Annotated in this window: 24 protein-coding genes and 2 pseudogenes; 10 read left to right on the top strand and 16 right to left on the bottom strand. The window is 73.0% G+C overall.

Annotation, left to right across the window (positions count from 1 at the left end; translation table 11 throughout):
* Together ABZ340_RS23950 and ABZ340_RS23945 are read right to left on the bottom strand one after the other, a co-directional pair.
* Positions 1-582: response regulator transcription factor (locus ABZ340_RS23950; RefSeq protein WP_358783854.1), on the bottom strand; the 582-nt coding region annotated here is incomplete at its 3' end.
* Entirely contained in the window at positions 579-1,799 is a 1,221-nt protein-coding gene (locus ABZ340_RS23945; protein ID WP_358783853.1) for a sensor histidine kinase, read from the bottom strand. The genes ABZ340_RS23950 and ABZ340_RS23945, both read right to left, overlap by 4 nt.
* Before the next feature lie 172 nt (positions 1,800-1,971).
* On the opposite strand from ABZ340_RS23945, the gene ABZ340_RS23940 reads away from it, so the two are divergent.
* Complete coding sequence (locus ABZ340_RS23940; protein WP_358783852.1) at positions 1,972-3,060, top strand: FtsX-like permease family protein; 1,089 nt, start codon at positions 1,972-1,974, stop codon at positions 3,058-3,060.
* Positions 3,057-3,740 (top strand): ABC transporter ATP-binding protein, encoded by a 684-nt coding sequence (locus ABZ340_RS23935; protein WP_358783851.1) that lies wholly within the window; start codon positions 3,057-3,059, stop codon positions 3,738-3,740. The genes ABZ340_RS23940 and ABZ340_RS23935 overlap by 4 nt, the downstream gene beginning before the upstream one ends.
* 213 nt (positions 3,741-3,953) lie before the next feature.
* On the opposite strand, the gene ABZ340_RS23930 is transcribed toward ABZ340_RS23935, so the two are convergent.
* Positions 3,954-4,442, bottom strand: coding sequence for a hypothetical protein (locus tag ABZ340_RS23930; RefSeq protein ID WP_358783850.1), 489 nt, complete (start codon positions 4,440-4,442; stop codon positions 3,954-3,956).
* On the opposite strand from ABZ340_RS23930, the gene ABZ340_RS23925 reads away from it, so the two are divergent.
* The 3 genes and pseudogenes from ABZ340_RS23925 to ABZ340_RS23915 form a co-directional block, all read left to right on the top strand.
* A complete protein-coding gene (locus tag ABZ340_RS23925; protein ID WP_358783849.1) occupies positions 4,441-5,040 on the top strand; it encodes a carbonic anhydrase in 600 nt (199 codons plus the stop codon). The two genes, ABZ340_RS23930 and ABZ340_RS23925, sit on opposite strands and share 2 nt — an antisense overlap.
* A 105-nt stretch (positions 5,041-5,145) precedes the next feature.
* A pseudogene (locus ABZ340_RS23920) lies at positions 5,146-5,394 on the top strand (MFS transporter); the annotation flags it as partial.
* A gap of 101 nt (positions 5,395-5,495) precedes the next feature.
* Positions 5,496-5,684, top strand: a pseudogene (locus ABZ340_RS23915) (MFS transporter); the annotation flags it as partial.
* A gap of 39 nt (positions 5,685-5,723) precedes the next feature.
* Here ABZ340_RS23915 and ABZ340_RS23910 read toward each other — a convergent pair.
* Both ABZ340_RS23910 and ABZ340_RS23905 read right to left on the bottom strand, forming a co-directional pair.
* Positions 5,724-6,143, bottom strand: coding sequence for a hypothetical protein (locus ABZ340_RS23910; RefSeq protein ID WP_358783848.1), 420 nt, complete (start codon positions 6,141-6,143; stop codon positions 5,724-5,726).
* A 113-nt stretch (positions 6,144-6,256) separates the two neighbouring features.
* Complete coding sequence (locus tag ABZ340_RS23905; protein ID WP_358783847.1) at positions 6,257-7,351, bottom strand: hypothetical protein; 1,095 nt, start codon at positions 7,349-7,351, stop codon at positions 6,257-6,259.
* A 69-nt stretch (positions 7,352-7,420) separates the two neighbouring features.
* On the opposite strand from ABZ340_RS23905, the gene ABZ340_RS23900 reads away from it, so the two are divergent.
* A complete protein-coding gene (locus ABZ340_RS23900; protein WP_358783857.1) occupies positions 7,421-7,789 on the top strand; it encodes a hypothetical protein in 369 nt (122 codons plus the stop codon).
* Positions 7,790-7,791: 2 nt separating this feature from the next.
* Here ABZ340_RS23900 and ABZ340_RS23895 read toward each other — a convergent pair whose 3' ends face one another.
* Both ABZ340_RS23895 and ABZ340_RS23890 read right to left on the bottom strand, forming a co-directional pair.
* Positions 7,792-7,926, bottom strand: a complete 135-nt coding sequence (locus ABZ340_RS23895; protein ID WP_358783846.1) for a hypothetical protein — start codon at positions 7,924-7,926, stop codon at positions 7,792-7,794.
* A 441-nt stretch (positions 7,927-8,367) separates the two neighbouring features.
* Positions 8,368-9,222: a hypothetical protein gene (locus tag ABZ340_RS23890; RefSeq protein ID WP_358783845.1), complete on the bottom strand. Its 855-nt coding sequence runs from the start codon at positions 9,220-9,222 to the stop codon at positions 8,368-8,370.
* A gap of 523 nt (positions 9,223-9,745) precedes the next feature.
* On the opposite strand from ABZ340_RS23890, the gene ABZ340_RS23885 reads away from it, so the two are divergent.
* Positions 9,746-10,186, top strand: coding sequence for an OsmC family protein (locus ABZ340_RS23885; RefSeq protein WP_358783844.1), 441 nt, complete (start codon positions 9,746-9,748; stop codon positions 10,184-10,186).
* 120 nt (positions 10,187-10,306) lie between these two features.
* On the top strand, positions 10,307-10,630 hold the full coding sequence (locus tag ABZ340_RS23880) for a hypothetical protein (RefSeq protein WP_358783843.1): 324 nt from the start codon (positions 10,307-10,309) through the stop codon (positions 10,628-10,630).
* 64 nt (positions 10,631-10,694) lie between these two features.
* Here ABZ340_RS23880 and ABZ340_RS23875 read toward each other — a convergent pair whose 3' ends face one another.
* The 3 genes from ABZ340_RS23875 to ABZ340_RS23865 are packed head-to-tail and all read right to left on the bottom strand — an operon-like array spanning position 10,695 to position 14,504.
* Positions 10,695-11,978 (bottom strand): hypothetical protein, encoded by a 1,284-nt coding sequence (locus tag ABZ340_RS23875; RefSeq protein ID WP_358783842.1) that lies wholly within the window; start codon positions 11,976-11,978, stop codon positions 10,695-10,697.
* A complete protein-coding gene (locus tag ABZ340_RS23870) occupies positions 11,975-13,270 on the bottom strand; it encodes an amidohydrolase (RefSeq protein WP_358783841.1) in 1,296 nt (431 codons plus the stop codon). Before ABZ340_RS23870 ends, ABZ340_RS23875 begins: the two co-directional genes overlap by 4 nt.
* Positions 13,242-14,504: an MFS transporter gene (locus ABZ340_RS23865; RefSeq protein ID WP_358783840.1), complete on the bottom strand. Its 1,263-nt coding sequence runs from the start codon at positions 14,502-14,504 to the stop codon at positions 13,242-13,244. Before ABZ340_RS23865 ends, ABZ340_RS23870 begins: the two co-directional genes overlap by 29 nt.
* Before the next feature lie 149 nt (positions 14,505-14,653).
* Here ABZ340_RS23865 and ABZ340_RS23860 point away from each other — a divergent pair, with 149 nt between their 5' ends.
* A complete protein-coding gene (locus ABZ340_RS23860) occupies positions 14,654-15,751 on the top strand; it encodes an Lrp/AsnC family transcriptional regulator (RefSeq protein WP_358783839.1) in 1,098 nt (365 codons plus the stop codon).
* Here the strand turns inward: ABZ340_RS23860 and ABZ340_RS23855 are convergent.
* From ABZ340_RS23855 to ABZ340_RS23835, 5 genes are all read right to left on the bottom strand, one after another.
* Positions 15,699-16,112, bottom strand: coding sequence for an SDR family oxidoreductase (locus ABZ340_RS23855; RefSeq protein WP_358783856.1), 414 nt, complete (start codon positions 16,110-16,112; stop codon positions 15,699-15,701). The genes ABZ340_RS23860 and ABZ340_RS23855 overlap by 53 nt on opposite strands.
* Positions 16,113-16,470: 358 nt before the next feature.
* Positions 16,471-17,505 (bottom strand): TniB family NTP-binding protein, encoded by a 1,035-nt coding sequence (locus ABZ340_RS23850; protein WP_358783838.1) that lies wholly within the window; start codon positions 17,503-17,505, stop codon positions 16,471-16,473.
* Positions 17,499-19,103 (bottom strand): transposase, encoded by a 1,605-nt coding sequence (locus tag ABZ340_RS23845; RefSeq protein ID WP_358783837.1) that lies wholly within the window; start codon positions 19,101-19,103, stop codon positions 17,499-17,501. Before ABZ340_RS23845 ends, ABZ340_RS23850 begins: the two co-directional genes overlap by 7 nt.
* Positions 19,104-19,484 (bottom strand): hypothetical protein, encoded by a 381-nt coding sequence (locus ABZ340_RS23840; RefSeq protein ID WP_358783836.1) that lies wholly within the window; start codon positions 19,482-19,484, stop codon positions 19,104-19,106.
* A complete protein-coding gene (locus ABZ340_RS23835) occupies positions 19,478-20,794 on the bottom strand; it encodes a Mu transposase C-terminal domain-containing protein (protein WP_358783835.1) in 1,317 nt (438 codons plus the stop codon). The genes ABZ340_RS23840 and ABZ340_RS23835 overlap by 7 nt, the downstream gene beginning before the upstream one ends.
* A gap of 107 nt (positions 20,795-20,901) precedes the next feature.
* Between ABZ340_RS23835 and ABZ340_RS23830 the strand changes: the two genes are divergently transcribed.
* On the top strand, positions 20,902-21,534 hold the full coding sequence (locus ABZ340_RS23830; protein WP_358783834.1) for a transposase: 633 nt from the start codon (positions 20,902-20,904) through the stop codon (positions 21,532-21,534).
* Here the strand turns inward: ABZ340_RS23830 and ABZ340_RS23825 are convergent.
* Entirely contained in the window at positions 21,437-23,743 is a 2,307-nt protein-coding gene (locus ABZ340_RS23825; protein ID WP_358783833.1) for a GH92 family glycosyl hydrolase, read from the bottom strand. The genes ABZ340_RS23830 and ABZ340_RS23825 overlap by 98 nt on opposite strands.
* Positions 23,744-24,025: the final 282 nt, after the last annotated feature.

Raw genomic sequence — 24,025 nt, 5'->3', positions numbered from 1 at the left:
CCCGCTTTTTTGGTGTTTTGGGGGGGCTTGTGGTTTTTTTTGGGGGTTTGGGGGGGGGGGGGGGGGCCCCCGCCGGGGGTTTGGCCCCGGCCGCCCCCCCACCAGGGTGAGGACTTCGGTCTCGCGCCGGGTCAGGGCGGTGCCGGGGGTGCGCAGCCGGTTCATCAGCCGGTCGGCGACCGCGGGCGCGAGCGTGGTGCGTCCGGCGGCTGCGGTGCGTACGGCGGCGGCCAGGTCCTCGGGCGGGGCGTCCTTGAGGAGGTAGCCGGTGGCTCCGGCCTCGATGGCGGGCAGCGTGTCGGCGTCGGAGTCGTAGGTGGTGACGATCAGCACGCGGGGGGCACCGGGCCGGGCGGTGATCTGGGCGGTGGCTTCGGCACCGCCCATGCCTTTGCCGAATTGCAGGTCCATCAGCACGACGTCGATGTCGTCTTCGGCGGCGCGGGCGACGGCGGCCTCGGCGGTGGCGGCTTCGGCCACGACGAGGAGGCCGGGCTCGGTTTCCAGTACGGCGCGCAGCCCGGCCCGTACGACGGGGTGGTCGTCGGCCAGCAGGAGGCGGATGGGGGCGTCGTCGGTCACGGGCGGGCCTCGGGCTCGGTGTCGGCTGGCGGGGTGAGGGGCAGCTGGGCGGTCAGGGCGGTGCCGTGGCCGGGGGTGGATTCGATGGTGAGGGTGCCGCCGAGGGCCTGGGCGCGGGCGCGCATGGCGGTCAGCCCGAAGCCGCCGGTCTCGGGGTCGGGGGCGGGCAGGCGGGCGGGGGCGAAGCCGCGTCCGTCGTCCACGATGTCGAGGGTGACGCGGTCGCCGGGGTAGCTGAGAGTGACGTCGGCGGTGGTGGCTTCGGCGTGGCGGACGGTGTTGGCCAGGGCGGACTGGGCGATGCGCAGCAGTGCGACCTCGTGTGCGGTGGTGAGCGGGGCGGGATCGCCGGTGAGGCGGAAGCGTGCGGTGAGCGGGTGCCGGGCGGAGGTGGTGGCGCACAGGCGTTCCAGGGCGCCGGCCAGGGTGGTGCCCTCCAGCGTGGGCGGGGTGAGGGCGGCGACGAAGCGGCGGGCCTCGGCGAGGTTGTCGGCGGCGGCCTGCCGGGCCTGGTCGACGAAGCGGGCCGCGTTCTCCGGGGCCTGTGGCAGTGTGCGTTCGGCGGCGCGCAGCAGCAGCTGGATGCTGGAGAATCCCTGGGCGAGGGTGTCGTGGATCTCGCGGGCCAGGCGGTCGCGTTCGGCGAGCACGCCGGCGGTGTGCTGGGCGGCGGCCAGGTCGGCTCGGGTGGTGGTGAGCTCCTCGATCAGTCTGCGGCGGTGTTCGCTCTCCCGGTACAGGGCCTGGTACCCCCACACCACGGCGACGGCGACGGCGGCGCCGAGGGCGGGGCCGATGGCCATGGCGGGGCTGAAGGAGGGCTGGTGGGCGGCGAAGCCGGCGATGGCCGCGGTGGCGGTGGCGGCCACGGCGACCAGTCCGGCACGGCGGGGCAGCAGGTGCAGCTGGAGGAAGTACAGCGGGAAGGCCACCCACACGGCGTCGGGGGACAGGGCCAGCAACAGCAGCCAGCAGGCACCCACGGCGGCCGACCACGACGCGGCGGCCCGCCGTGAGCGGCGTACGTGCGGCAGCGTGGGCCCGGCCGTGTACACCAGACCGCACGCTGCCGACGCGGCGACGATCCATCCGGTGTGGGGCCGGCCGTCGGTCACGGCCCGGCCGGCGGCCAGGGCGAGCAGGCCGACGACCAGCAGGTGCAGGCACCAGGCCAGGGCCCGGGTGGTCGGGGTCAGGGCAGGGGCAGCGGTGTTCACAGTGCGTCCCAGGTTACGGAGGCCGGCGCCCTGGGGCTTCCATCGAAAGTTACAACCCGGGTGCCGTCTTCCGGCCCGCGAAGTGCCGTCCTGCGCCAGTCGCGCGCACAGGGTGCCGACGGCGACGGTGGGGCCGTACCGCTTCCACCGCCGGAAAGGACAGGCCAGGGCCGTGTTTGTCGCCTGGAGGGACCTGAAGTTCGCCAAGGGGCGTTTCGCCCTGATGGGGAGTGTCATCGTGCTGATCACCCTGCTGGTCGGGCTGCTGTCCGGGCTGACGGCCGGACTGGGCCGGCAGAACATTTCCGCGATCATGTCGTTGCCCGCCGACAAGATCGCCTTCCAGGCTCCCAGCGGCGGGCAGGTCCTGTCCTATGCCGATTCCACCGTCACCGAACAGCAGTGGAAGAAGTGGTCGAAGGCGCCCGGTGTCGAAAGCGCCGAGCCGCTGGGGATCACCACGACCAAGGCCACCGCGGGAGACAAGAGCACCGGGGTTTCGGTCTTCGGTGTCGAGCCCGGCTCCCGCATCGCCCCGGACAGCGACAAGATCACTGGCAGTGCGGTGGTGCTGTCCACCACGGCCGCCGGCGACCTCGGCGTCGAGGCCGGCGACTCCCTGACCCTGGCAGGCCGGCAACTGAAGGTGGCCGCCGTCCGGGGTGACGCCCACTTCAGCCACACCCCGGTGATCTGGGCCAGTCTGGACACCTGGCAGAAGACCGCGCCACCCACCGGCAACGACGACGGCCCGACCGCGACCGTCATCGCTCTGAACACCACCTCCAAGGCCGATGTGGCCGCTGCCGACCACCAGGCCGGCACCAGGACGGTCTCCACCGGCGACTCACTGTCCGCGATCGGCTCCTACACTGCCGAGAACGGTTCCCTGCAGCTGATGCGCGGCTTCCTGTTCGTCATCTCCGCCCTCGTCATCGGCGCCTTCTTCGCCGTCTGGACCATCCATCGCAGCGGTGACATCGCCGTCCTCAAAGCGCTGGGCGCTTCCACCGCCCATCTGCTCAAGGACGCCCTCGGCCAGGCCGTCGTCCTGCTCGCCGGCGGCACCCTGATCGGCACCGGCATCGCCGCCGCCGTCGGCGCACTCGTGTCCGGCTCCGCCGTGCCGTTCCTCCTCACCCCTGCCACCGTCCTGATCCCGGCCCTCGTGATCATCCTCCTCGGCGTGCTCGGCGCCGTCCTGTCCATCCGCCGTATCACCTCCGTCGATCCGCTGACCGCCCTGGGGAGCGTCCGATGAGCCTGAACCTGACCGACATCACCCTCACCTACCCCGACGGCGACACCCGCCTGACCGCTCTCGACCAGGTCAGCCTGGAGGTTCCCCCGGGCAGCCTGACCGCCGTGGTGGGCCCCTCCGGCTCCGGCAAGTCCAGCCTCCTCGCGGTCGCCGCCACCCTGATCACCCCCGACACCGGCACCGTCACCATCGGCGGCCGGAGCACCGCCGGCCTCACCCGCGGCGAACTGACGGAACTGCGCCGTTACAAGATCGGCATCGTCTTCCAGCAGCCCAACCTGTTGCCCTCCCTCACCGCCGCCGAACAACTCCAGGTCATGGCAGAGATCGACGGCCGCAAACCCCGCACCGCCCGCACCCGCGCGATGGAACTCCTCGACGCCGTCGGCCTCGCCGACCAGGCCGGCCGCCGCCCCCACCAGCTCTCCGGCGGCCAGCGCCAGCGCGTCAACATCGCCCGCGCCCTGATGAACGACCCCACCGTCCTCCTGGTCGACGAACCCACCAGCGCCCTGGACCAGGAACGCGGCGCCGCCGTCGTCGACCTGATCGCCCGACTCACCCACCAGCAGGCCACCGCCACCGTCCTGGTCACCCACGACCGCGCCCACCTCACCGCCGTCGACCAGATCGCCGAGGTCCACGACGGAAGGCTCGTTCTCCCCGCCGGGGCGACCTGAGCTGCGGGGAAGCGCGCAGTCTCGAACAGCGCCGCTGCGGGGCGAATCGCACCGCGTTCCGGGACGGAGCAAGCCGCGCCGTCCCCGGGGCCTCGGCAATCACCGAGACGTCGCAGCCGACGCACCACTGCTGCGGCGAACTTCTCGAGCCTCAGGTCACCACCAGGAGCGGGCTTCCGGCGGACCGGGCCTCACCGCGACCGGCCGGCAGTATCAAGGTTCGACACCGTCCGTTCCCATGGCACCCGGCACGTCTGCCTCGCCGACGACCCACACCTGGCCGAGCGGGTCCGCGCCATCGCCCCCGACGGCGTCCACCGCATCGCCGAAGTCGCCTTCGCCGGCCACATCGGCCTCGACGCCCACCTGATCGCCACCGGCGGCACCCTCAGCTCCTCCTGCTCCTCGGCCGACCGGCCGAGCATCCCGTACTGGAAACTCGGAGTCGCCGACGTCACCCTCCGCCTCCTGGGCAGCGACGACTTCCCGCCCGCCGTCAAAGCCGACCTCACCGCCGCCCTCCTCGACGGCACCCTCACCCTCCCCGTCGGCGACCGGCTCTGGCAACGGCGCAACGGCGGCGACCGGCGGGTCGCGGGCGCCCCGACCGCCTGAGGCCGCCGGCCGGCTCCCGCACCCACGGCCGGCCGGGAGCGGCATCGCCCGCGAAGCGGGCACCACCCCCGCGAAAGGAGTGATCATGCACGAACTGCATGACGGTTACACGCAGTTCCGGAAGGACGTCTACCCGGCCAAGGCGCAGTCGTTCTCGCGTCTCGCCACCGAACACCGGCCGGGGACGCTGTTCATCGGCTGCTCCGACGCCCGCGTCGTACCGGAGCCGATCACCCAGAGCGAACCGGGTGAGCTGTTCGTGATCCGCACGGCGGGCAACCTCGTACCCGCGTACGTGCCCGGAGCGGACGGCGTGGTCGCGAGCATCGAGTACGCCGTCGCCGTGCTGGGAGTGAGTGACATCGTCGTGTGCGGTCACACCGCCTGCGGGGCGATGACCGCCCTCGCCGAAGGACACGACCTCGGTGCCGCGCCGGTCATCGCCGACTGGCTGCGCCACGCGGACGCCGCCCGCGCCCGGGCCGCCGCCGTCCCCGCCGCGGCCGGCCCTGCCGGGGTGACCACCCTGGTGCGGGCGAACGTCGCCGCCCAGGCGCAGAATCCGGCGACCCGCCCCTCGGTGACCCGCGCCCTGGCCGAGGGCGCGCTCGCCCTGCACGGCTGGGTCTTCGACATCACGACCGGCACGGCCGAGACCGTCGACGACGCCGTGGCCACGTCCTGAACCCCGCCCGCTCCTTCTGCGCCCGCCGTCCGGGTAACCGGCCCCGACGGCGGCCCGCCGCCGCGGCCCGGCCGCCGACACTCCCCGAAGACCCGAGGTATCGCCGTGCTCGGACCATCACACCGGAGCCGGTCACCGGTGCTCGCTGTGTGCTGTTCGAGCCTGTTCCTCGTCAGCCCCGACCACACCGCCCTCAACGTCGCCCTGCCCGGCATCCGACGCGACCTCGGCGCCTCCGCCGCAGGGCTGCAGTGGACGATCGACGCCTACCTGATCGTCCTGGCCTCACTGCTGCTCGCGGCAGGAGCCATGGGCGACCGTGCCGGACGGCGCCGCGTCCTCCGGAGCGGCCTCACCCTGTTCACGGGTCCACGGCCGCCTCACCGGGCTGCTCCCCGGCCCCGGACCTGGGCCGGCTCATCGCCTTCCGGGCGGTTCAGGCCGTCGGTGGGCCGATGCCGGCACCGGTGGCCCTGGCGATCATCACCCAGGTCTTCACCGAACGCCGTGCCCGGGCGCGGGCGATCGGGCTGTGGAGCTCGGTGCAGGGGATCACACCGGCGGCCGGTCCCCTCGTCGGCGGGCTTGCCGCCGACGCCGCCGGATGGCGCTGGATCTTCTTGCTCGACCTGCCCGTCGGGGCGTTCGCGCCGGCCCTGACTCCGCAGGTGCCCGAATCCCGCTCACCGCACCCCCGCCGCGCCGACACGGTCGGGCAGATCCTTGATGGCCACGGCTCTCGCCGCCGTGACCTTCGGCGTGATCGAAGGGCCGGTGGGCGGGTGGACCTCCCCGGCCGTCCTGGCCGCCCTGGGCCTGCCCGCGCTCGCCGGAATCCGCCGGCCAGCCGTGCTGCTCTGCTGCTTCGTGCTGTTCCGGGCGGGCTTCGGGCTGCTCAACGCACCCGTCAACCAGACCGTGGTGGAGAGCATGCCCGAGGCCCAGGCGGACGTCGCCGCCGCCGTCACCACGACCACGCGGCAGATCGGCAGTGCCCTGGGCGTCGCCGCGATCGGCGCCTCCCTCACCGGGCCCGCCCACGCCACCGCTGCTTTCGCCTGCGCCGGCCAGCCCGGTTGGTGGCTCATCACCGGCTGCGGCACGGTGGTCCTCGCTCTGTCCCCCTCGCCCGAACGGCCCGCCGCCACACGACGTCTGAACGAGGGCTTTCCCAGGCCGCCCGCACGCCAGGGGCCGAGACCCGCCGGCCGGATCTTCAGGTCAGGGCCCGTACCGATGACGACCGGCGTGCGGGAGGTCGCGGACGCGGTGTGGCAGGAGACCGAGCTGCTGCTGCGGAAGCCGCCGGCGGCCTGCGCAACGCCAACGCCTTCCGCACGAGCACCGGCCTGCGGAACTGGTACGTCGACTTCGAGCACCCCACCCGCCGTACCACGAACGGGTTCGGCACCCTCGGTCCCACCGTGGGCTTGGTCGTCGACCCGGGCCTGACCGGTTGGCGGTGGAAGGGCGAAGACGAGTACGCGCACGTGTGTGACCGGGGGCGGGAGCCAGGCGAACCGGATACAACTCGTTTTCGCAGATCGCCGCCGACGGGCAAGCCGGTCTCACGCGCCGGCACCTCTTTCCCCGCAGCAGCCGTGGAGAAAGGACCATGTACCCGGTGGCGGCGCGAAGGCGGATCGGGGGGTTCGGCGGCCTCGGGCACGATCGCCCGGCCGCCGTCGCACCCGGCGTCGAGGAGGGAGGGCACCTCCACCCCGAAGGCGTGGTCGAGCGCGGTCTGGATGCGGCGCAGCCGGCGTCGCACGGCGACGGCGCCCTCCTCTCCCGACGGTGCCGTCGCGGCGGGGACGGGACCGGTCGCGGTGCCGACGGCGAGGACGAGGCAGGGGCCGTCGAGGCCGAGCTGTTCGAGCAGTACGTGGCCCGGCGGCAGGGTGCCGTCGAGCAGTCCGCGGACCAGTGAGCGGCGGTGGGCACGCCGTTCGGCGTCGATGGCGGAGCGCTCGTCGAGGCAGGTCTCGGCGACCGCGCCGACGATGCCGTGGTGGGACCCGGGCAACAGGTCGGCGAGTTCGCCGAGGGCGGCCTCCTCACCGGGCGCGGCCGACTCCCGCAGCCCCTGCCAGAGCACGTACATGCCGAGGGCGTGGCTGCGCAGCAGCAGGTGGAGCGGCATGCCCTCCTCGGCGCGCTGGGCGGCCCGTTCCCGGAAGAGCCGCATACCGCCCTTCCCGGCCCTCCCCGCCGCGTCCCTCCGGTCCGCCGGGCGGGACCGCTCCACGACGCTGCGCAGGAAGAGCCGTACCCCATGGCGTACGGTCGCCGCGATCTCCAGGTCCTTCATCTCGTCGGGCAGTCCTCGCCGGCCGTCTCGGCCGGGAACTCCCGCACGTCGACGTCGACGCGGCCGCCGATCCGGAGCGGGCCGTGCGCCATCGCGACATCGTCGTCACCGCGGCGGCCGACCCCCGCCCCCGTCCTGTCCGGCTCCGGGCTCCGCCCCGGCCGGCACATGACCGCCCCCGGCGCCGACGACCCGGCCAAGCGCGAACTCGACGGCGCCTGCCTGCGCCGCGCCACCCGGGTCATCGTCGACAGCCGGGACCTCACCCTCCGCTACGGGGACGTCCACGCCCCGTCGCCCGCGGAGAGGTTGCGGAGGACCGTTCGACGGCGAGATCGGCGACGTCCTGGCCGGCCGGGTTCCCGGACGGCGCGCACCGGACGACATCACGGTGGCCAAGCTCATCGGCATCGGCCCCCAGGACAGGACACAGCCTGAAGTCAGGGCAGGCGGATGTTGCCGTACCTGGTGTTCGGCTCGCCGTTGGCGTACACACGCGGGGAGGTGAACACCTCGGCCAGCTCCTTGTCGGCGATCGTTTTGCGGGGAAGGCTCAGCCCGTAGCGCTCGCTCATCGGCCGGTACACGTCCCGGTTGTCCGGGACATGCAGCCCCCACTCGTCCGGCTCGACGGGGAGGTCGGGGCCCGGCTCGACGCTGCCGAGCCCGAATGGTGGCCCTGGACGCCGGCGCCGGGTACGCGTACATCGCCGCTGCGCTCGTCGTCTTCGGTTTCGGCCAGGGCCGGGTGATCGCACCGGCGGTGGCGGCGGTGCTGGAGCTCGCCCGGCGCGAGCAGAGCGGCGTAGCCTCCGCCGTGGTGCGCTCCGCCCGCCGGCCGGGAACGGCCATGGGCATCGCCGTGCTTGGCGCGCCGCTGACAGCGCACGGCGCGGCGGACCCAGCCGGGCCGGGCGATGGCGGTGGCGGCCGCCGTGATACTGGCCGCCACTGCCCGGCCCGCCGCCGGCCTCCGCCGGCCGGCGCCCTGAGCGGACGTCGGCTCGTGGCGCCGGTCAGCGGCCGCAGCCGACGCGCTCCGTGGACAGCGCCAGGTCGTCCAGGTGCAGGTCGTAGGAGTCCGGGGTGGGATCGCCTTGGTAGAGCTGCCAGCCGATGCGGACGGTGTCGAAGGCGGGGAAGACGAAGTCCACCGGATTGCCGCCGTGCCGGGTGGTGGTGACCGTCATGTCGGGCTGGGGCTCGCCGTCGATCCACACCGCCACGCGGTTGTCCGAGGCGTCCATCTCCCACTCCAGGCACGTCCACTTCCCCGATTCGGCCGGGGCGGACTCGCGCCAGTCGGTCCAGTCGCCCGTGGGGCCGCCGTCGGAGCCGATGCCCCACAGCTGCACCCCGTCGCCGACGGTTGGCACGTACTGGCCGCCGATCGGCCGGACCACGCTGCCGTCGCCCCGGCCGGTGGCTTCCACCAGGGTGAAGTGGGCCCAGTCCGGAGCGGTGGGGAAGGCGTCGACCTTCACCCGCATCCGGCCGAAGAAGCTGTTGTCCGGGGCGGAGAACTCGTCGACCTCCAGGAACGCGTATCCGTTGCCCTCGGTACGCACCCGGAGCACCTGGTCCGCGCCGCGCTTCCCGCCGTGTCCGCGGCCCCGCTCTCGTTCGACGGACAGCGCGCCGTTTTGGGTGTCCACGCCCCAGTCCAGGCTGGTGCCCGCGCCGCGCGGCAGGTCCTCGAAGTCCTCGCAGAACAGTAACGCCGGGTCGGGGGCGCAGCCGCCGTCCGGGCGGCCGCCGTGGCGGTCGTGGGCCGGAGCGCCGCCGGTGGCGGCCACCACCGTGACGCCGGCCAGGGCGACGGCGGCGAGCAGCCGGGGCAGCCGCCGGACGGAGGGGAGGGGAGAGCGCATGGGAAGTTCTCCATCGGGTGAGGTCGGAAGGATTGCGTGGACCTTTATGGGAGCGCTCCCATAAAGGCCGTCCGGCACCCTACGGCAACTGCTGCCCCCGCGCCAGACGATTGCCGATAGTGCGCCGGGGCGCCCGAGACGGCTGAGGAACGATGGCCGAACGGCAGCACCACCCCGCCCGGCGCGCCGTCCTGCCCCTGCTCGGCGCGGTCGCCGGAGGACTCGCGCTTGTCCGGCAGGCACAGCGGGCCGTCTCCTGTCCCGGAGCCGATGGCGGATTACGCGTCTGTCTGGGCGCCTACACCGGTGGCGACGCCGGCCACGGCATCGGGGTGGCGAGCGCCGACCCGGCGACCAGCGCCCTGACGCTGGTGACGGGGTCTGGATCTACACCCATGACAACCGCCCACGACCAGCGTGAGCACCCTGAGAACGGATCACACCAGCCCTTTGACCTGTGGCTTCAAGCCGGCGGAGGCTCAGTGCGGTGGCCTCGTGCACGGATGCGACTAATGTCGATGAGATGAGCGAACATTCGGAGCGTTCCGTCGTCGTCGAACGCACCAGCAGCGGCCGGTTCCTGGCGACCAACACCCGCGGCGGATCGATCAGTTTCGGTACGTCCTCGGACAGCGGTCAGAACACCGGGTTCACCCCGGTCGAGTTGTTCCTGGCCGCGATCGGCGGCTGCTCGGCCGTGGACGTCGACATCGCCACTGGCCGTCACGCGGAGCCCACCCGGTTCTCCGTGACGGTCACCGGGGACAAGATCAGCGACGACCTGGGCAACCGCATGACGAACCTCGAGGTCACCTTCACCGTGGCTTTCCCGGACGACGAGGGAGCGGAACGCGCCCGCGCGATCCTGCCCCGCGCGGTGAAGGCATCCCACGACCGTCTCTGCACCGTGAGCAGAACCGTCGAGCTCGGCACACCCGTGACCACGACGGTCACCGAAGCCTGATGCCCGGGCCGCGCGTGTGGCCGTCCTCGTGAAGTGCGTCAGCGGTTCCCGTACCCGAAGTAGGACCAGCGCGTCGAGCCGGCGACGCGTGAACTGCGGGTGCGACGCAAGCGGTTGCCGATGGAGAAGGTGAACCCGCTGCACGTGGCGCGGCTGTGGCTGGAGGGACGGTCGACCGCGGACGACCAGCCGGTGCTGGAATGGGCCCGGTTCGACCGGGTGGTGTGGGTCCCCCTGCCGGACGGCCGGGCGTTCGGCGTGGAGTTCCGCGCCCCGGCCGCCTTCGCCGAGGCGTTCGGCGCCTTCGCGGCCGAGGCGTGCGGCGGCCCCGGTATCGTCCGGGCCAGGGCCGCGGCAAAGACCTGCCCAAAGCCGCGCCCGATGCGTCCCCGCTCTGCCGCGGACACCGGCTCCAGGCCGGATTTTCCGGATATCTTCACCTGACTGCCGGAGCCGGCAAGAGGCGGCGCCGCTATGGGGAAAGGCGAGGCGGCCGAGGCACTTGTCGTCAGGCGACCGGGCAGGCCTCCGGACCGGATGCGGTCAGTGAGGCGAGGTCGCAGTAGGCCGTCCTCGGGTAGTGGTCACCCATCACCTCGGCGGTGTGGGCCGGGCCGCTGCCGGCGGGGACGTGCTGGATCGCTTCCGTGAAGTCTGGATCGGCCAGCATGTTGCGGAGGATCAGCAGGTGCTTGTCGGTCGGTGTCGCTGCGGACAACGGCAGGAAGGTGACGCCCGGAACGCTTTCGACGGCTGCCCGCTGTTCCTCTCTGCCGACGGCGTACGTGTACGTGCCGTCGGCGGTGAGACGGGTGTCGGAGTCCGTGCGGCAGCCCGTGTCCACTGTGCCGTCGGGCATGGGATTGGCGACGACCTCGCCGGGGCCCCACCACAGGTTGTCGCACATCGACCAGTACCGCACCTGGGCCTTCGGGTCGGGCCAGGGCCGCGCCCGGTTGCCGGTGGTTCCCGCGGGCGCCTTGCCGCGTACGACGAGGACCTGTCCCAAAGGCGGGGCGTCGAAGCCGGTGGCGACGTACGCGTTGTCGGGATTCGGGTACAGCCCGGAGCCGCCCAGGCGGGCGAAGGCCGGGCGGGCCGGCTCGCCGGCGGCGGGGGAGGGCGGTATGGGCCCGGGGCCGGTCCCGGTGGCATTCCGCGCGGTTTTCGCAGCGGGTGCCGGGGGGCTGGTGGGCAGGGCGTCGTCGCAGGTCGCGACGTGTACCCGGTGGCTGTCACGGAGGAAGGTGACCTTCGGCAGCCGGATCTCGCCGTGCGGCAGGTAGACGCGGTAGATCACCGTTCCTTCGGTGCCTTCCGGTGTTCCGGCGGGTGCGAGCGGCAGGGTGTTGCGCCGGCCGGCGGCACGGTCGGTGACCGACACCGTGAACTTGCCCCCGGGGCGGCTGTGCTCCCGGTAGGGGTTGTGACTGCCCCGGTCCGGGGTGATCCGGTGGTCGGTCAGGACGGAGGGGGAGCCGTCGGGTCCGGTGAAGCTGTCGCGAAAGGCGTCGTAGGTGGCGAAGGAGGCGTAGCGGGCGTCGGGATAACGGCCGTCGAGCTCGATGGTGAGACCCTTCTGCACCGTGTAGTGCAGCAACCAGTACTGGGAGTTGGTGTCCGGGTACGCCACATTGGACGAGCGGTAGCCCAGCGGATGCCAGGCGCAGTCGGGGACGGCGGGTGCCGACGGCGCGTCGCGTCCGGGGCCGCCGGTCTGCGCCGCGGTGGCGGGTGTGGCCGTGGACAGGGCGAGAGCGACGGCGAGGACGAGGGGTTTCCAGTGCGTCATGGGGTGGTCCTTTCCCAAGAGCCGCCGGTTGCGGGCGCGCTCAGCCACGCCCCGGCGGCGGTGAGGAGATGGCGGATTCCGGCGGCCACGGCGTGGGGTGCGCAGGGCGCGTAGCGCGGGGAGTGGTTCATGACCGTGCCCGGGGGGAGTGTTCCGCGTTCCAGGGCGGCGACGGCTTCGGCGTCGAAGCCGGCCGGGTCGGCGCCGCCGAAGTGGTAGAGGACCGAAGGACAGCCGGCGGCCGTCCCGAAGCGGCCGAAGTCCTCGCTGGCCGAGAGGGGGGCGGGCAGGACGTGACCCAGCGTGCCCGCGGACTCCAGGGCCTTCAGGACGCGCGCGGTGGCGTCCGCGTCGTTGACCGTCAGGGGGAAGGAATCGTACGTCCGGATCTCCGGCGGCGCAGGGGCGTCCTGTGCCTGCGCCTCCGCGCGCACGACGCGTCCCAGGCCGGCGAGTGCCTCCTCGCGGGTCTGCTCGTCGAAGGTCCTGAGGCTGCAGAGCAGTTCCGCCGTGTGCGGGATGACGTTCGGGACGGTGCCGGCGTGTACGGCACCGACCGTGAGGAGAGGCGAGGGAGCCAGCGGCGCGAACCGCGCGGAGAGCGTCTGCAGCCGCATGATCACGGCAGCCGCCATCACCACGGGATCGACGGCGAGGTGGGGCGTGGAGGCGTGGGCGCCGGTGCCGTGCAGGGTCACGCGGACGCTGTCCGCCGCGGCCATGACGGTGCCCGGCCGGGTGATCACCAGCCCCGCCGGCAGCGGGCCCACGTGCTGGCCGAGGACCACCTCGGGGCGGGGGAACCGGTCCAGGACACCGTCGTCGAGCATCGCCTGCGCCCCGCGGCCCACCTCCTCCGCGGGCTGGAAGACGGCCACCACGGTCCCCTGCCAGGTCTCGGGATGCGCGGCCAGCTGCCGGCAGGCGCCCAGCAGGGCGGCCACGTGGACGTCGTGACCGCAGGCGTGCATGACGCCCGCCTCGGTGGAGGCGTAGGGCAGGCCGGTCTCCTCGTGCACGGGCAGGGCGTCCATGTCCGCCCTGAGCCACACCACCGGCCCGGCGCCGTTGCGCAGCACGGCCACCACGCCGGTGCCGCCCACCTGTCCCGTCACGTCCCAGCCCGCGAGGCGGGACAGCTCGTGCACGACGGCGGCCGCGGTGCGGTGTTCCTCGAAGGCGAGTTCGGGATGGGCGTGCAGCTCGCGGTAGACGTCCTCCCAGTGCGGGAGGTGAGCCGCCAGGCCGGTGGCCAGGCCGGTGTCAGGCGGAGTGGGGAGCTGTGGACGCATCGCTGTCGTCCTCCTTCGTACGGGTGTCGCCGACGACGGCGCGAAGACGCGCCAGGAAATGGTGGGAGGTCTGGGGCAGCAAGAGCACGGCGGTGATCGCGAGGACGGGACCGAGGGCCAGCGACCAGAAGGCGGCCCGGTAGGACCAGACGTCCACCACGTGGCCGAACAGAGTGGGCACCACGATCCCGGAGAGCTGCCCGCCGAAGAGGATGACGCCCGACGCGGCACCCGCCAGGTCCGGAGGGAGACTGCGCAGGGGCACCGAGAAACAGGGCATGTAGCACAGGCCGATCACCGTGCTGATGAGCGTGCCCACCACCACGAACCCGCCCAGCGAGTCGGTGAGCGGCAGTACGGCCAGCAGAACGGCGGCGGCGGACATGGCCGGCACGACGATGCGACGGGGCCGGCCCTCGAACCGGTCGGACAGCCGCCCGCCGACGACGGCGGCGGCCGCCGCGCAGAGGGTCGGCGCCAGGGACACGAGCCCGGCGTCGCCCACCCGCAGGCCACGCTCCTCGATCAGGTAGGAGGCGCTCCAGCTGTTGAGGCCCCAGACCACGGCGTCGTACGCGAAGAACATGACGGCGAAACCCCAGACGGACGGGGACCGCAGCAGGGCACAGGCGCCCTTCCCGCCGCGCCGCAGGACGGGACCGGTCCGTTCCGCCGGAAGCGGGGCGGGCATCCAGCGCCGGATCGCGGCCACCACTCCGAGTCCCAGCACGGAGACGGCGACGAACATCACGCGCCAGTCCCAGTGCGCCAGCAGCAGCCCGCCCAGCACGGCGGCCAGCAGACCGCCGACCGCGTTGGAGCTCTGCACCCAGCCGTTGGCCGTGAGCCGCTGCTCGGGAACGCTGCGGCGGCTGAGCGCTTCCAGGGCGGCCGCCGGGAACAGTCCCTGGGCCACCCCGAACAGGCAGCGGAACACCAGCAGAGCGGCGAAGGACCAGGCGACCGCCGTGAGCCCGGTGAACAACGACCACAGGGCGAGCGCCGCGCACATCACCCGCACCCCGCCGAAGCGGCCCGCGATCAGACCGGCGGGAATCTGCGTCAGCGCGTACGTGACGAAGAACGCGGAGAGGATCATGCCCCGCTGGCCGTGGGTCAGACCGAAGGTGTCACCGATCGACGGCAGGGCCAGGTTGATGACCTGCCGGTCTATGTAGTCCACGGCCCAGGCCACGAAGAGCAGGACCGCGGTGGTACGAGTGGTTCGGTGCACGGGTGTCCTCCCGCTGGCGAGCCGACGCTTGGCGGAAACCCTGCACCGCTCGCCGTTCGCCGCCGCCAGATCGCAGGAATCCGGCACCCGGCCCCGTCTATCGCCGGAAAACCGCCACCACCGCCCTCTGGCACTGTCAGGATGAAAGCGTGCACTCCACCGACACCGCCCTCCCGCCGGCCGCCACGCCCGCCTCCACCGGCCTCGCGCACGGCATCACCGAACTGAGCGAGACGGACCTGGCACTGGTCGAGGCACTCCAGCTGGACCCACGGGCGCCCTGGTCCCGGATAGCCGCGGTCATCGGCATCGACGCCACCACCGCGGCCCGCCGATGGCGTCGCCTCTCCGGCAGCGGTGCGGCCTGGATCACGGCCTATCCCGCGCGGCACGCTTCGGTGGTCGGTTACGTGGACATCGCCTGCGAGGCGGCGGCGCTGGAGTCCCTGACCGCGCGCCTGCGCTCCTGGGGACCGGTGTTCAGCCTCGAACGCACCACGGGGGAGCACCAGTTGTTCCTGGGAGTCGCCGCCCGCGACCTGCGCTCCCTCGACCACTTCGTCAGCCGGAGGCTGGGCGGCCTGAGCGGGGTGCGTTCGGTACGGCTGAGTATCTGCACCGCGGTCCACCGGGAGGGCAGCGGATGGCTGGTACACACGCTCAACGAGCGGCAGCGCGCGGATCTGCGCGGCGACAGCCACGGCCGCCCGGGACCGGGCACCGGCCCCTACGAGAGCGATCGCAGGCTCCTGGTCGCCCTCGGCGCCGACGCGCGTCGCAGCCACGCGGAACTGGCACGTGAGTGCGGACTCAGCGAGACCACGGTACGCCGGCGGCTGCGGCGGATGATCACGGGAGGCGAGGTCTACTTCCGGTGCGACCTGACCCAGCGGCTGGCGGGCTGGCCCGTCATCGCGACCTTCCGGATCGCGGCGCCCGGCCCCGGCACGGACGCCGCCGCCAAGGCGTTGGCCGGGATGCCCGAGACCCGGCTGTGCGCGTCCGTCACGGGCCGCGACAACCTGCTGCTGTCGGTGTGGCTGCGGTCACCCGGCGACTGCGCGGCCCTGGAGGAACGCATCCTGCGCCGCCACCCGGAACTGCGCATCAGGGAACGCGGCATCACCCTCCACACCGCCAAACGCATGGGACGGCTGCTGGACGGCGAAGGGCGGGGCGGCACCCACGTACCGATCACAGCGGCGGCCTGTCCGCCCGCGTCCGGCCACGGGGCCGAGGATGCCTGAGCAGCGCCCGCCCCCGCTCACACCGCGAGGTACCCCCGTCCACCGCGAGAACGGTACCGGCGACGAATACCGTGCCGGCTCCCGCCAGGAACGCGACGGCGCCGGCCACGCCACCGGGTCCTCCCCAGCGACACATGGGCGTACAAGTCAGGATGTGCCGATCCGCCTCGCCGTCCGCCCGCACGTTGCCGGCCGGTCCCGTACGGATCCAGCCGGGTGCGACAGCGTTGACCCGGATGCCCTCCGCCGCCCGCGCCACCGCGAGCGCCTTGGCCGGCCGGACCACGCCACCCTTGCCGGCGCTGCAGGCGGGACCCTGGGACCGCCGAAGAAGCCGAGCACGGAGGCGACGACGACGCAGCCGTGCTGCGCGGCGTCCAGGGTATGGCGTAGTTGATGGTGTGCTTATCGATCTTGATGGTGGCCTGCTGTTGTTCAGTTGTACTGGGTGGTAGTTCTGGTCAGTCGGTGGGGTTTACACGGAACCGAGTGTCCGGTGTCGGGGGATACGTGGGTTGAGCTGGGTGTTTGGTGTTGCGCAGTGCGCTGAGCGGGGTGGTGGTTTTTGCTCAGTGTGGTTGGCGCGTCCATAGGTATCGATGCTGGCCGGCTGTGAGAGGGCTGGGGCGGTGTGGGGTGGGGGCTGGTTCAGCGGGTGGTGAGGCGCTGCCAGAGCAGGTCGTGGTCGGCGGGTGCGAGGCGGGCCCGGGTGGGGGCGGTCACCGGCCGGGGCGGGCGCGGCGGGCGAGGGCGCGGGGCCGGTAGTGCTCTTCGGCGAGGTGGTCCAGCGCGATGGTGTCCAGCAGGGTTTTGGTGATGCGCTTGGTGCCGTCGCAGATGGCTTCGATGGCGGCCTGGCGGATCAGCCGTGAGAGGCTGCCGATGCGTCCGGCGGTCCGTTCGTGCAGGTACGGCGCCAGCCTGGGCAGGCTGCCCGGTCGGTGCGAGGTGAGGTCGAGGGCCACTCCCAGGGCGGTGATCAGCTCGCGGAACGGCTCGCGGTGGCCGGTTCGGGCGGGCAGCGCCCCGCAGTCGATCAGTGAGGCGCGTCCGGCCAGCTGCGCGCCGCGCAGCCCGGTGAACATCGTGCCGGCGGTGACGTCGATGCCGGCGTAGACGAAGGTGGCGGGCACCCGTTCGGTGAGGTCCTTGAGCCGGTCGGCGGCCTCCGCGCCGGAGGTGGTGCAGGGGTTGAGCCGGCGGATCTCGTCGATCAGTACGAGCTTGACGCCGGCTGTGGTGTAGGTGTGGCAGACGGCGGTCGTGATCTGCGCGGTGGTCATGCGGGCGGCCACGGGGATGCCGAGGTAGCGGGCGAACTCGCAGGCCAGGGTCTTGGCGGTGGCGCCGGGCGGTACCAGCACATAGGCGACAGGCACGCTGGTGTCGCCCGGGGCGGCGCGGCGGGTGTGGGCGAGGTGGCAGGTACGGCCGACCTGGAGCAGCGCGGTGGTCTTGCCCGTGGTGGCCGGCCCGGTGACGATCAGCGATGGCCGTGCGGTGGCCTGCTGGTGCCGGCCCAGGATCATCAGCGTGCGGACCTGGCGTGCCAGGGATTCGATGGCCGGGGTGCGTACGGTGACGAACTGCGAGTGGCAGGCCAGGCGTTCCTCCAGCGTACGGGGGGCCTGGCCAGGCTGCGGTGGCGTGAGGGGCGCGGCGTGGGCGAAGCGGGCGAAGGCGTCGAACGTCGTCACCGTGCCTGCGGCCGCCTCCCCGTCGTTCGGGGGCGAAAGGCGGGCAGGGGTCACCACAGTTCGGCCTCCTGGTCGGCGTCGTACAGCGTCAGTGCGCCGCTTCCCGGCAGCGGGTGCGCGCCCGTCTCGTCGGCGCTGTCGTTGCGGACTTCGGCGGGAGCTCGGGCATCCAGCGCATCCAGGCTCGCCTCCGCCTCGGCTGTGGCCTGGGCCGCGGGGCGGTGCGGCGCTGCCCGGACACCGCCTGCCGCCTGGGAGGCTGCCTTCCCGGCGGGCGCGCCCGGCGTCGCGGTGGGCGGTGTGGGTGCTGCCGGGACCGGGGGCCGGGTGTGGCGCAGGACCTGGTCGGCGGCCTCGGCGAGGGCGGTTTCGTTTGCCTCGCGTTCGACGCGCTGCTTCAGGGTGGTGCGCAGGTGGCGCCAGGTGGCCTTACTCATGGGAGCCTGGACGTGGTCGCGGTGGATCCACGGGATCTCGTGCAACTGCCCGTCGGGCAGGCGGAGGTAGATCTGCCTCACGTCGTGCGGGTTGAGGCGGACCTCCCACTTGCCGCCGGGCCCGGTGGGCGAGGGCCGTCCGCGATGCTCGTTGAGCATCGTGTGGTCGTAGGTGCGGTAGTTGATGCGCACGCCGCGGCCGGCGATCGGGTGGAAGCGCACCGGCAGCAGTTCCTGCAACTGCGCCACGGTGAAGCGGGCTTCACCCTCCACCGCCTGGCCGCGCCGCAGGATGTGGGAGCCGGTGTAGCCGGCGACGTGCTGCGAGAACAGGCTGTTGATGCTGCCGAAGGCCCGTTCCACGGCGCCCTTGGCGGTGGGGGAGCGGGGCGGAGCGGGCTGCACGCTCACCCCGAGGGTCTCGCAGGCGGCCAGGAACGCACCCGAGACGAACACCCGCCCGCGGTCGATGACGATCGTCTCCGGCACCACCACCAGCCGGGCCGCCGCCTGTTCAAGCCGCGCGTCCAGGGCGAGGAGCCGGTCGTAGGGGACGGCGGCGCGCGCCAGACGCAGCTGCTCGCCCCAGCCGGGCCGCACCGGGTGAGGCACGGCCATCTCCGCCGGCAGCAGGGCCGCGTCCACCACCTGGGTGCTCTCCTCGCGCAGCACGGCCGCCACCACCGACCGCGTCGCCACGTCCAGAGCGATCGTGAGCTCCGGGCGCACCGGCTTGCCGTCCTCGCCGATGGCCATGATGTCCAGCCGGGTGGTGTCGACCTGCACCAGCTCCCCCGGCCGCAGCGCCACCACCGGCGTGAACGGGCGCACCGGCACGGCGGTGGCGGTGCGGGCGGGGCGGCCTGGATGTTCCAGCGGGTCGGCCAGGACCCGCACCAGCCGGTTGAACGTCGACGGCGCCGGCAGCGCCACCGCGCCCGGCCCGTGGGCGTCGGCCAGGATCTGCCCGGTCACCTCCCGCAGCCCCTTCAGCGTGCCCGTGGAGCGGCCGCGCTGGCGGCGCAGCGCTTCCAGCACCGCGGCCACCACCCGCTCATCCGCACGCCCGGTCGCGCTCGACGGCTTGCGCTGCCGGACCAGGCCCATGACGCCGCCCGTGTGGTAGCGGGCGCGCATGCGGCGCACGGTGGCCCGGCTGACCCGCGGCCAGCCCAGCTGCGCGAGCTCGCCGGCCTTGGCCTGCTCCCTCTCGGCCATCTAGGTGCGCTGCGGGTCGTAGGCGGGCCGGGGCGTCCCGCCGCTGCCCGGGCCGCCGGGCAGCCCGGTCTCGATCTCACGGATGTGCCGCTGCCAGGCCATCGCCCTCTCCCGCTCCCGTTCGGGCACCGCCTCCAGCAGGCCCCACGGCGCCGCGGCGGGGGCCGGACAGTCCACCACCGCGAAGGTGGGATCGGCGAACAGCAGCGAGACCAGCACCGAGGCGATCTGCCCGGCGGTGTCCACCAGGCGTACCGAGGCCCCGGCCACGGCGGCCACCTGCCAGGGCCGGCCCTCGAACGTCACATACGCCCCGAGCCTGACCTGCCGGCGTGGGGCGGCGGCCACGGCGCGGGCCGGGCGGCCAAGGGTGCTCACCACTGCCCGGCCTCCGCCGCGGCGTCATACACCCCGAACCCGTCCGGCTCCACGGCCACCGTGCCGCCGCCGGCGGTGCCGGGCACCGCGCCGCCACCGGTCCCGCCCCGGGCAGCCGCCTCCTGGGCCTGCGCCGACCCTGGGACAGGGCCGGCGCGGTCGCCGCCCGGCGGCGGTGCGGCGCGCCGCAGCAGTTCGCCGAAGGGCCGCCAGGCGTGCTCGCCCTGCGCCCATGGCACCGCGTGGAGCTGGCCGTCGGGCAGCCGGACGAAGACCTGCCGCGGGTCGTGGGGGTGATGGTGGACCTCGAACCGGCCTTCGCGACCGCGGTGTTCGTCCAGGCACGCATCGTCGCAGCGGCGCCCGCCCAGCCGGATGCCGGATTCGGCCACCGTGCACCGGCGACCCGGCAGCAGTTCGCCATAGTGCTGCCCGGCCAGCGGCAGCGGCATCCTCCCGGCCGCGCCCAGCAGCAGTTCCCACATCTCCTGCGGCGCCAGCCCCGCCCGGGGCAGCAGCGGATGCTGCAGCTGCTCCTGGGGGCGATGGTGCCACACGGCGAGGACCCATTCGTCCAGCAGGTCCTGCAGCTGCGGCATGCTCCAGTACGCCCCGTCCGCTTCGACCGCCTGGTTCTCGCCCGCGGCGGTGGCGGGCGGCCGGGCCGCCACCGCGTGCCGGGAGAACAGGCCGGCGAGTACCTGAAGGGCGCGCAGGGCACCACGGCGGGCGTCCGCCATCCGGGGCGGTGCCGGCTCCAGGCTGATGCCGAGGCTCTCGCACACGGTCAGGAACGTCGAGGTGATACCGACGGTCCCGTGGTCGAGGACGAGGGTCTCGGGCACGGCCGCCGGCTGCGCCGCAGTGGCCTCGATCCGGTCGGGCAAGGACATCAGCCGCCGCCCCGGCCTGCCCGCGTGGGCCTGCTCCAGCAGGGCAGGCCAGCCCGGGCGCAGCGGGCCGGGCACGGCCATCTCGGCCAGCAGCACCGACAGCTTCACCGGCCCGCCCTGCTCAGGGCGCAGTACGGCGGCCAGCACGCAGCCGCTCGCCTGATCCAGAGCGGCCGTTGTCGCCACCTTCTCCCCGGCCCCGTCCTCGCCCACCGCACCGGTCCCCAGGCGGGCGGTGGCGACATGGACCCGCTCCGCGGGCCGCAGCGCGGCAGGCGGGCCACCGGCCCGGCCCGCCGCGGTGGCGGTGCGCGCCGCACTGCCCGGCGGCTCGGCCGGATCCGCCAGCGCCTTCACCAGCCGGTACAGCGACGAGCGGGCAGGCAGCCGCACCCGATGCGGCCCGTGGGCGTCCGCCACGATCTGCTCCGTCCGCTCGATGACCTGCCGGGTGGTGGTCTTCCTCAGTACTCCAGTCAGATTTCGTGTCCTGAGCTGGCCGTTGCCGTTGTCCGGGTGTGGAGGCGATGGCTGAAGCCGACCAGTGGAAGAGCGAGTTGGGGCACGTGTTCGCTCGGGTGGCGGGCCGGTTCGCCCGGGCGGATCTGCGCCGGCGGATGCGGGACTACGTCCGCGGTCTGCCGGCTCCGGTGGGACGCAAGAACGGCTGGCAGCCGGCCGAGTGGGCGGGCCACCGTGACCCGGCAGGTCTGCAGCACCTGCTCAACGGCGCCCGGTGGGACGCCGACGTGGTCGGGGACGATGTCCGCGACCACATCGCCGAACGGCTCGGCCCGGGCGGGGTGCTGATCATCGACGACACCGGCTTCCTCAAGAAGGGCACCACCTCAGCCGGGGTACAGCAGAAGGCCAGGCACGAACTCGTCCGGGTGCGGGCGCACCGCGGCCTGGACATCCTCGCGCAGCACTTCCCCCCCCGGACGTCGCCCGTCAACTGGTCGCCCTCGCCGATGGGCCCGTCCTTCACCGGGCCCTGGGACAACCGGGCCTTGGACATCGGTCCGCACGACCGGGCACTCACCGCCGAGGCCGTCGCCCGGATCACCGCGCCGGCGGACGCAGCCGGGTTCCCCAGTCGCTGGGACGGTCCGTCATGTCGAACTCCAGGACCCGGGCCCGTACCAGCTCGTCATGGCTGAGCCAGGCCCGGTCCAGAGGCCGTCCGTCCAGCCGGACGCCGCGGACGTACTTGCGCGACCCGCTGGTGCCTCGGGCGACGATCCGGAGCCGGCGGCCGTGCCCTGTCTGGAGTTCGGCTTCCGGGAACAGCGGGCTGCCCAGGTAGTAGAAGTCCTGGCCGGCGTTGGGGAAGAGGCCCAGGGAGGAGAAGACGTACAGCGCGGACAGCGCGCCCGAGTCGTCGTTGCCGGGCCAGCCGCCGCGTGCCGGGCGGTAGTGGTCCGAGAGGAGGGAGCGCACTCGTTCGGCGGTGCGGTCCGGGCGTCCGGCGTGCAGGTACAGCCACGGCGCGAGGAACGCCGGCTCGTTGCCGGGGTCGAATCCGCCGTCCCAGTGCGGGCGGGCGAACAGCTCGTCGAGCCAGGCGGTGAACGCTGCGTCACCGCCGCAGGCGGCCACCAGAGCGGCGTTGTCGTGCGGTACGTAGGTCGAGTAGTTCATGGCGCTGCCCTCGTAATAGGGCGTTGCGAACCAGCCGAACTCCCAGGCCCCGTTGGTGTGTTGTTTGTCCCAGGGGGCGGCCCACCACTTGCTGTACGGGTCCGCCCACCGGCCGTCGGAGAACCTCGGCCGTACCGAGAGGGTCTTGGCGTCCCACAGGGAGCGCCAGCCGCGCGCCCGCCGGCGCAGCCGCTCCGCCTCGGCCCGGCGGCCGAGCCCCGCGGCGACCTGGGCGATGCAGAAGTCGTTGTAGTTGTACTCCAGGGTGCGGCTGACGGTCCGGCCGTGGCCGCCGTGGTCGAGGGGCAGCGATCCGGTGTAGTCCATCGGCAGCCATCCGCCGTGCTTGATGTAGTCCACCGTTTCGCGGCCGTAGTTCATGGGGTGGGGGGACTCGTGCTCGGCATTGCGCAGCATCAGGTCGAGACCGTCGCGGTAGTCGATGCCGTCCAGGCCCTTGACGAAGGCGTCGGCGATCATCACGTCGCCGTTGGTGCCGTTCTGGGTGAGCCCGGGGGAGTGCGCCAGCAGTCCGTCGAAGCCCCAGCCGAACTCCTTGCTGGTACGGATATGGGAGTTGACCATGTCGCGCTGCCGTTCGGGCTGGATCAGGGTCAGCAGCGGATGAACGGTGCGGAAGGTGTCCCAGAGGGCGAAGTAGTCGGTGTAGTGCGGAGCCTGACTGCCGCCGAGCGCGTCCTCACCTGTGATGTCCTTGAGCCCGATATGGACGTTGCGCAGTGCGCTGCCCAGGATCAACCGCTGCTCGTCGGTGCCGCCGTCCGCGGCGATCGTGCCCAGAACGTCCCGCCACAGGGAGGCGGCCCGTCTGCGGGCCGTGGAGAAGTGCCGGGCCGAACGGTCCGCGGTGCGGCGCGCCCGGGCGACCGAGACCAGCGACATTCCGGTCCGCACCGACACCGTGCGGCCCTCGGGGAACGTCATCGTGATGCCGACGCGGTCCCCGGCCCCGGCGACGACGTCCCGGCCGCCGGGGGTGAGGCGCGTGCCGACCCAGGTGGTCGTCGTGGTGAAGGGCAGGTCCGCGCGCAGGCTGAAGTACACGGTGTAGCGGCCGCTGTTCCAGCCGCCGGCGAACTCCACCAGTCCTTCGATCCGGTCGTCGCCGACGACGTGCACCTCGACCCGCTGCGGGCGCTGCTGCCAGGAGTCCTTGGTGCCGAAGTCGATGGCGCTGGTCACGTCGAGCTGGAGCTGTGCCGCGCCGGTCGCGGGGTAGGCGAAGCGGGCGTGCCCGGTCAGTCGCTCGGCGGTGAGTTCGGCCCGGATGCCGGAGGCGATGAGCGTGCACGTGTAGTACCCGGGCTTGGTCTCCTCGGCGGTGACGGGAGCGGTGGCCGGATCGGCTGTGACCTGACCGGTGTAGGGCAGCATCCGCAGATTCCCCCACATGCCGCCGCCGGTACCGCTGGCCTTGGTCTGGCTGAAGCCGAGCACCGGAGCGCCGGTCTTGTACCCGTGGGTGGGTGCGCCGGTCATGTCGGGACCCAACTGTGCGAAACCGAAGGGAACCTGCGCACCGGGGAAGACGTTGCCGTTGCCGTCCGTGCCGATGAAGGTGTCCACGGGGAGCCCGGGCCTCGGGCGGGAGCCTGGCGTGGCGGCCGGTGCGGCGGCGAGGGCAGCGGGCGAGACGGAGCCGAAGGCGGTCACACCCCCGAGGGCTGCCGTGGCCAGTACGGTACGTCGGGACGGTCGCGTGGTCATGGATGGGGCTCCTTGTGCACGGGCGACATCGTTGTCGGAGCAAGGTCCTGCGCGGTGAAAAAGCGGAGGAGTGGGCTCGCGTCTTTCGTGGTGGGGGCACACCTGTCAGATGTGGTGACAAGAAACCATGGGCCCCGTCGGACGTCAATGGATCGAGCAGCCCGCAATCCATGCCGCACCAGCCTTGTTCGTGTACTGGCGGGCGGGTTAAATCTCGGGAAACCTATCTGACAGCGGCAAGGCTGTCTTCTGCCTTCTCCTGCTCTCAGCGCCGCCCCCATC

It is taken from the genome of Streptomyces sp. NPDC006134, assembly GCF_040628835.1.
GTDB lineage: Bacteria > Actinomycetota > Actinomycetes > Streptomycetales > Streptomycetaceae > Streptomyces.
Note: the sequence above shows the minus strand (reverse complement) of the source record. Positions and strands in the feature narration are given on the sequence as shown.

Excerpts from the sequence above, each read along its gene's own strand:
- ABZ340_RS23825 (WP_358783833.1), bottom strand. The coding sequence starts at position 23,743 with ATGACCACGCGACCGTCCCGACGTACCGTACTGGCCACGGCAGCCCTC.
- ABZ340_RS23895 (WP_358783846.1), bottom strand. The coding sequence starts at position 7,926 with ATGAGCGAGCGCTACGGGCTGAGCCTTCCCCGCAAAACGATCGCCGAC.
- ABZ340_RS23875 (WP_358783842.1), bottom strand. The coding sequence starts at position 11,978 with ATGACGCACTGGAAACCCCTCGTCCTCGCCGTCGCTCTCGCCCTGTCC.
- ABZ340_RS23905 (WP_358783847.1), bottom strand. The coding sequence starts at position 7,351 with ATGAAGGACCTGGAGATCGCGGCGACCGTACGCCATGGGGTACGGCTC.
- ABZ340_RS23830 (WP_358783834.1), top strand. The coding sequence starts at position 20,902 with ATGGCTGAAGCCGACCAGTGGAAGAGCGAGTTGGGGCACGTGTTCGCT.
- ABZ340_RS23925 (WP_358783849.1), top strand. The coding sequence starts at position 4,441 with ATGCACGAACTGCATGACGGTTACACGCAGTTCCGGAAGGACGTCTAC.
- ABZ340_RS23890 (WP_358783845.1), bottom strand. The coding sequence starts at position 9,222 with ATGCGCTCTCCCCTCCCCTCCGTCCGGCGGCTGCCCCGGCTGCTCGCC.
- ABZ340_RS23930 (WP_358783850.1), bottom strand. The coding sequence starts at position 4,442 with ATGATCACTCCTTTCGCGGGGGTGGTGCCCGCTTCGCGGGCGATGCCG.
- ABZ340_RS23845 (WP_358783837.1), bottom strand. The coding sequence starts at position 19,103 with ATGGCCGAGAGGGAGCAGGCCAAGGCCGGCGAGCTCGCGCAGCTGGGC.
- ABZ340_RS23870 (WP_358783841.1), bottom strand. The coding sequence starts at position 13,270 with ATGCGTCCACAGCTCCCCACTCCGCCTGACACCGGCCTGGCCACCGGC.
- ABZ340_RS23880 (WP_358783843.1), top strand. The coding sequence starts at position 10,307 with ATGGAGAAGGTGAACCCGCTGCACGTGGCGCGGCTGTGGCTGGAGGGA.
- ABZ340_RS23885 (WP_358783844.1), top strand. The coding sequence starts at position 9,746 with ATGAGCGAACATTCGGAGCGTTCCGTCGTCGTCGAACGCACCAGCAGC.
- ABZ340_RS23935 (WP_358783851.1), top strand. The coding sequence starts at position 3,057 with ATGAGCCTGAACCTGACCGACATCACCCTCACCTACCCCGACGGCGAC.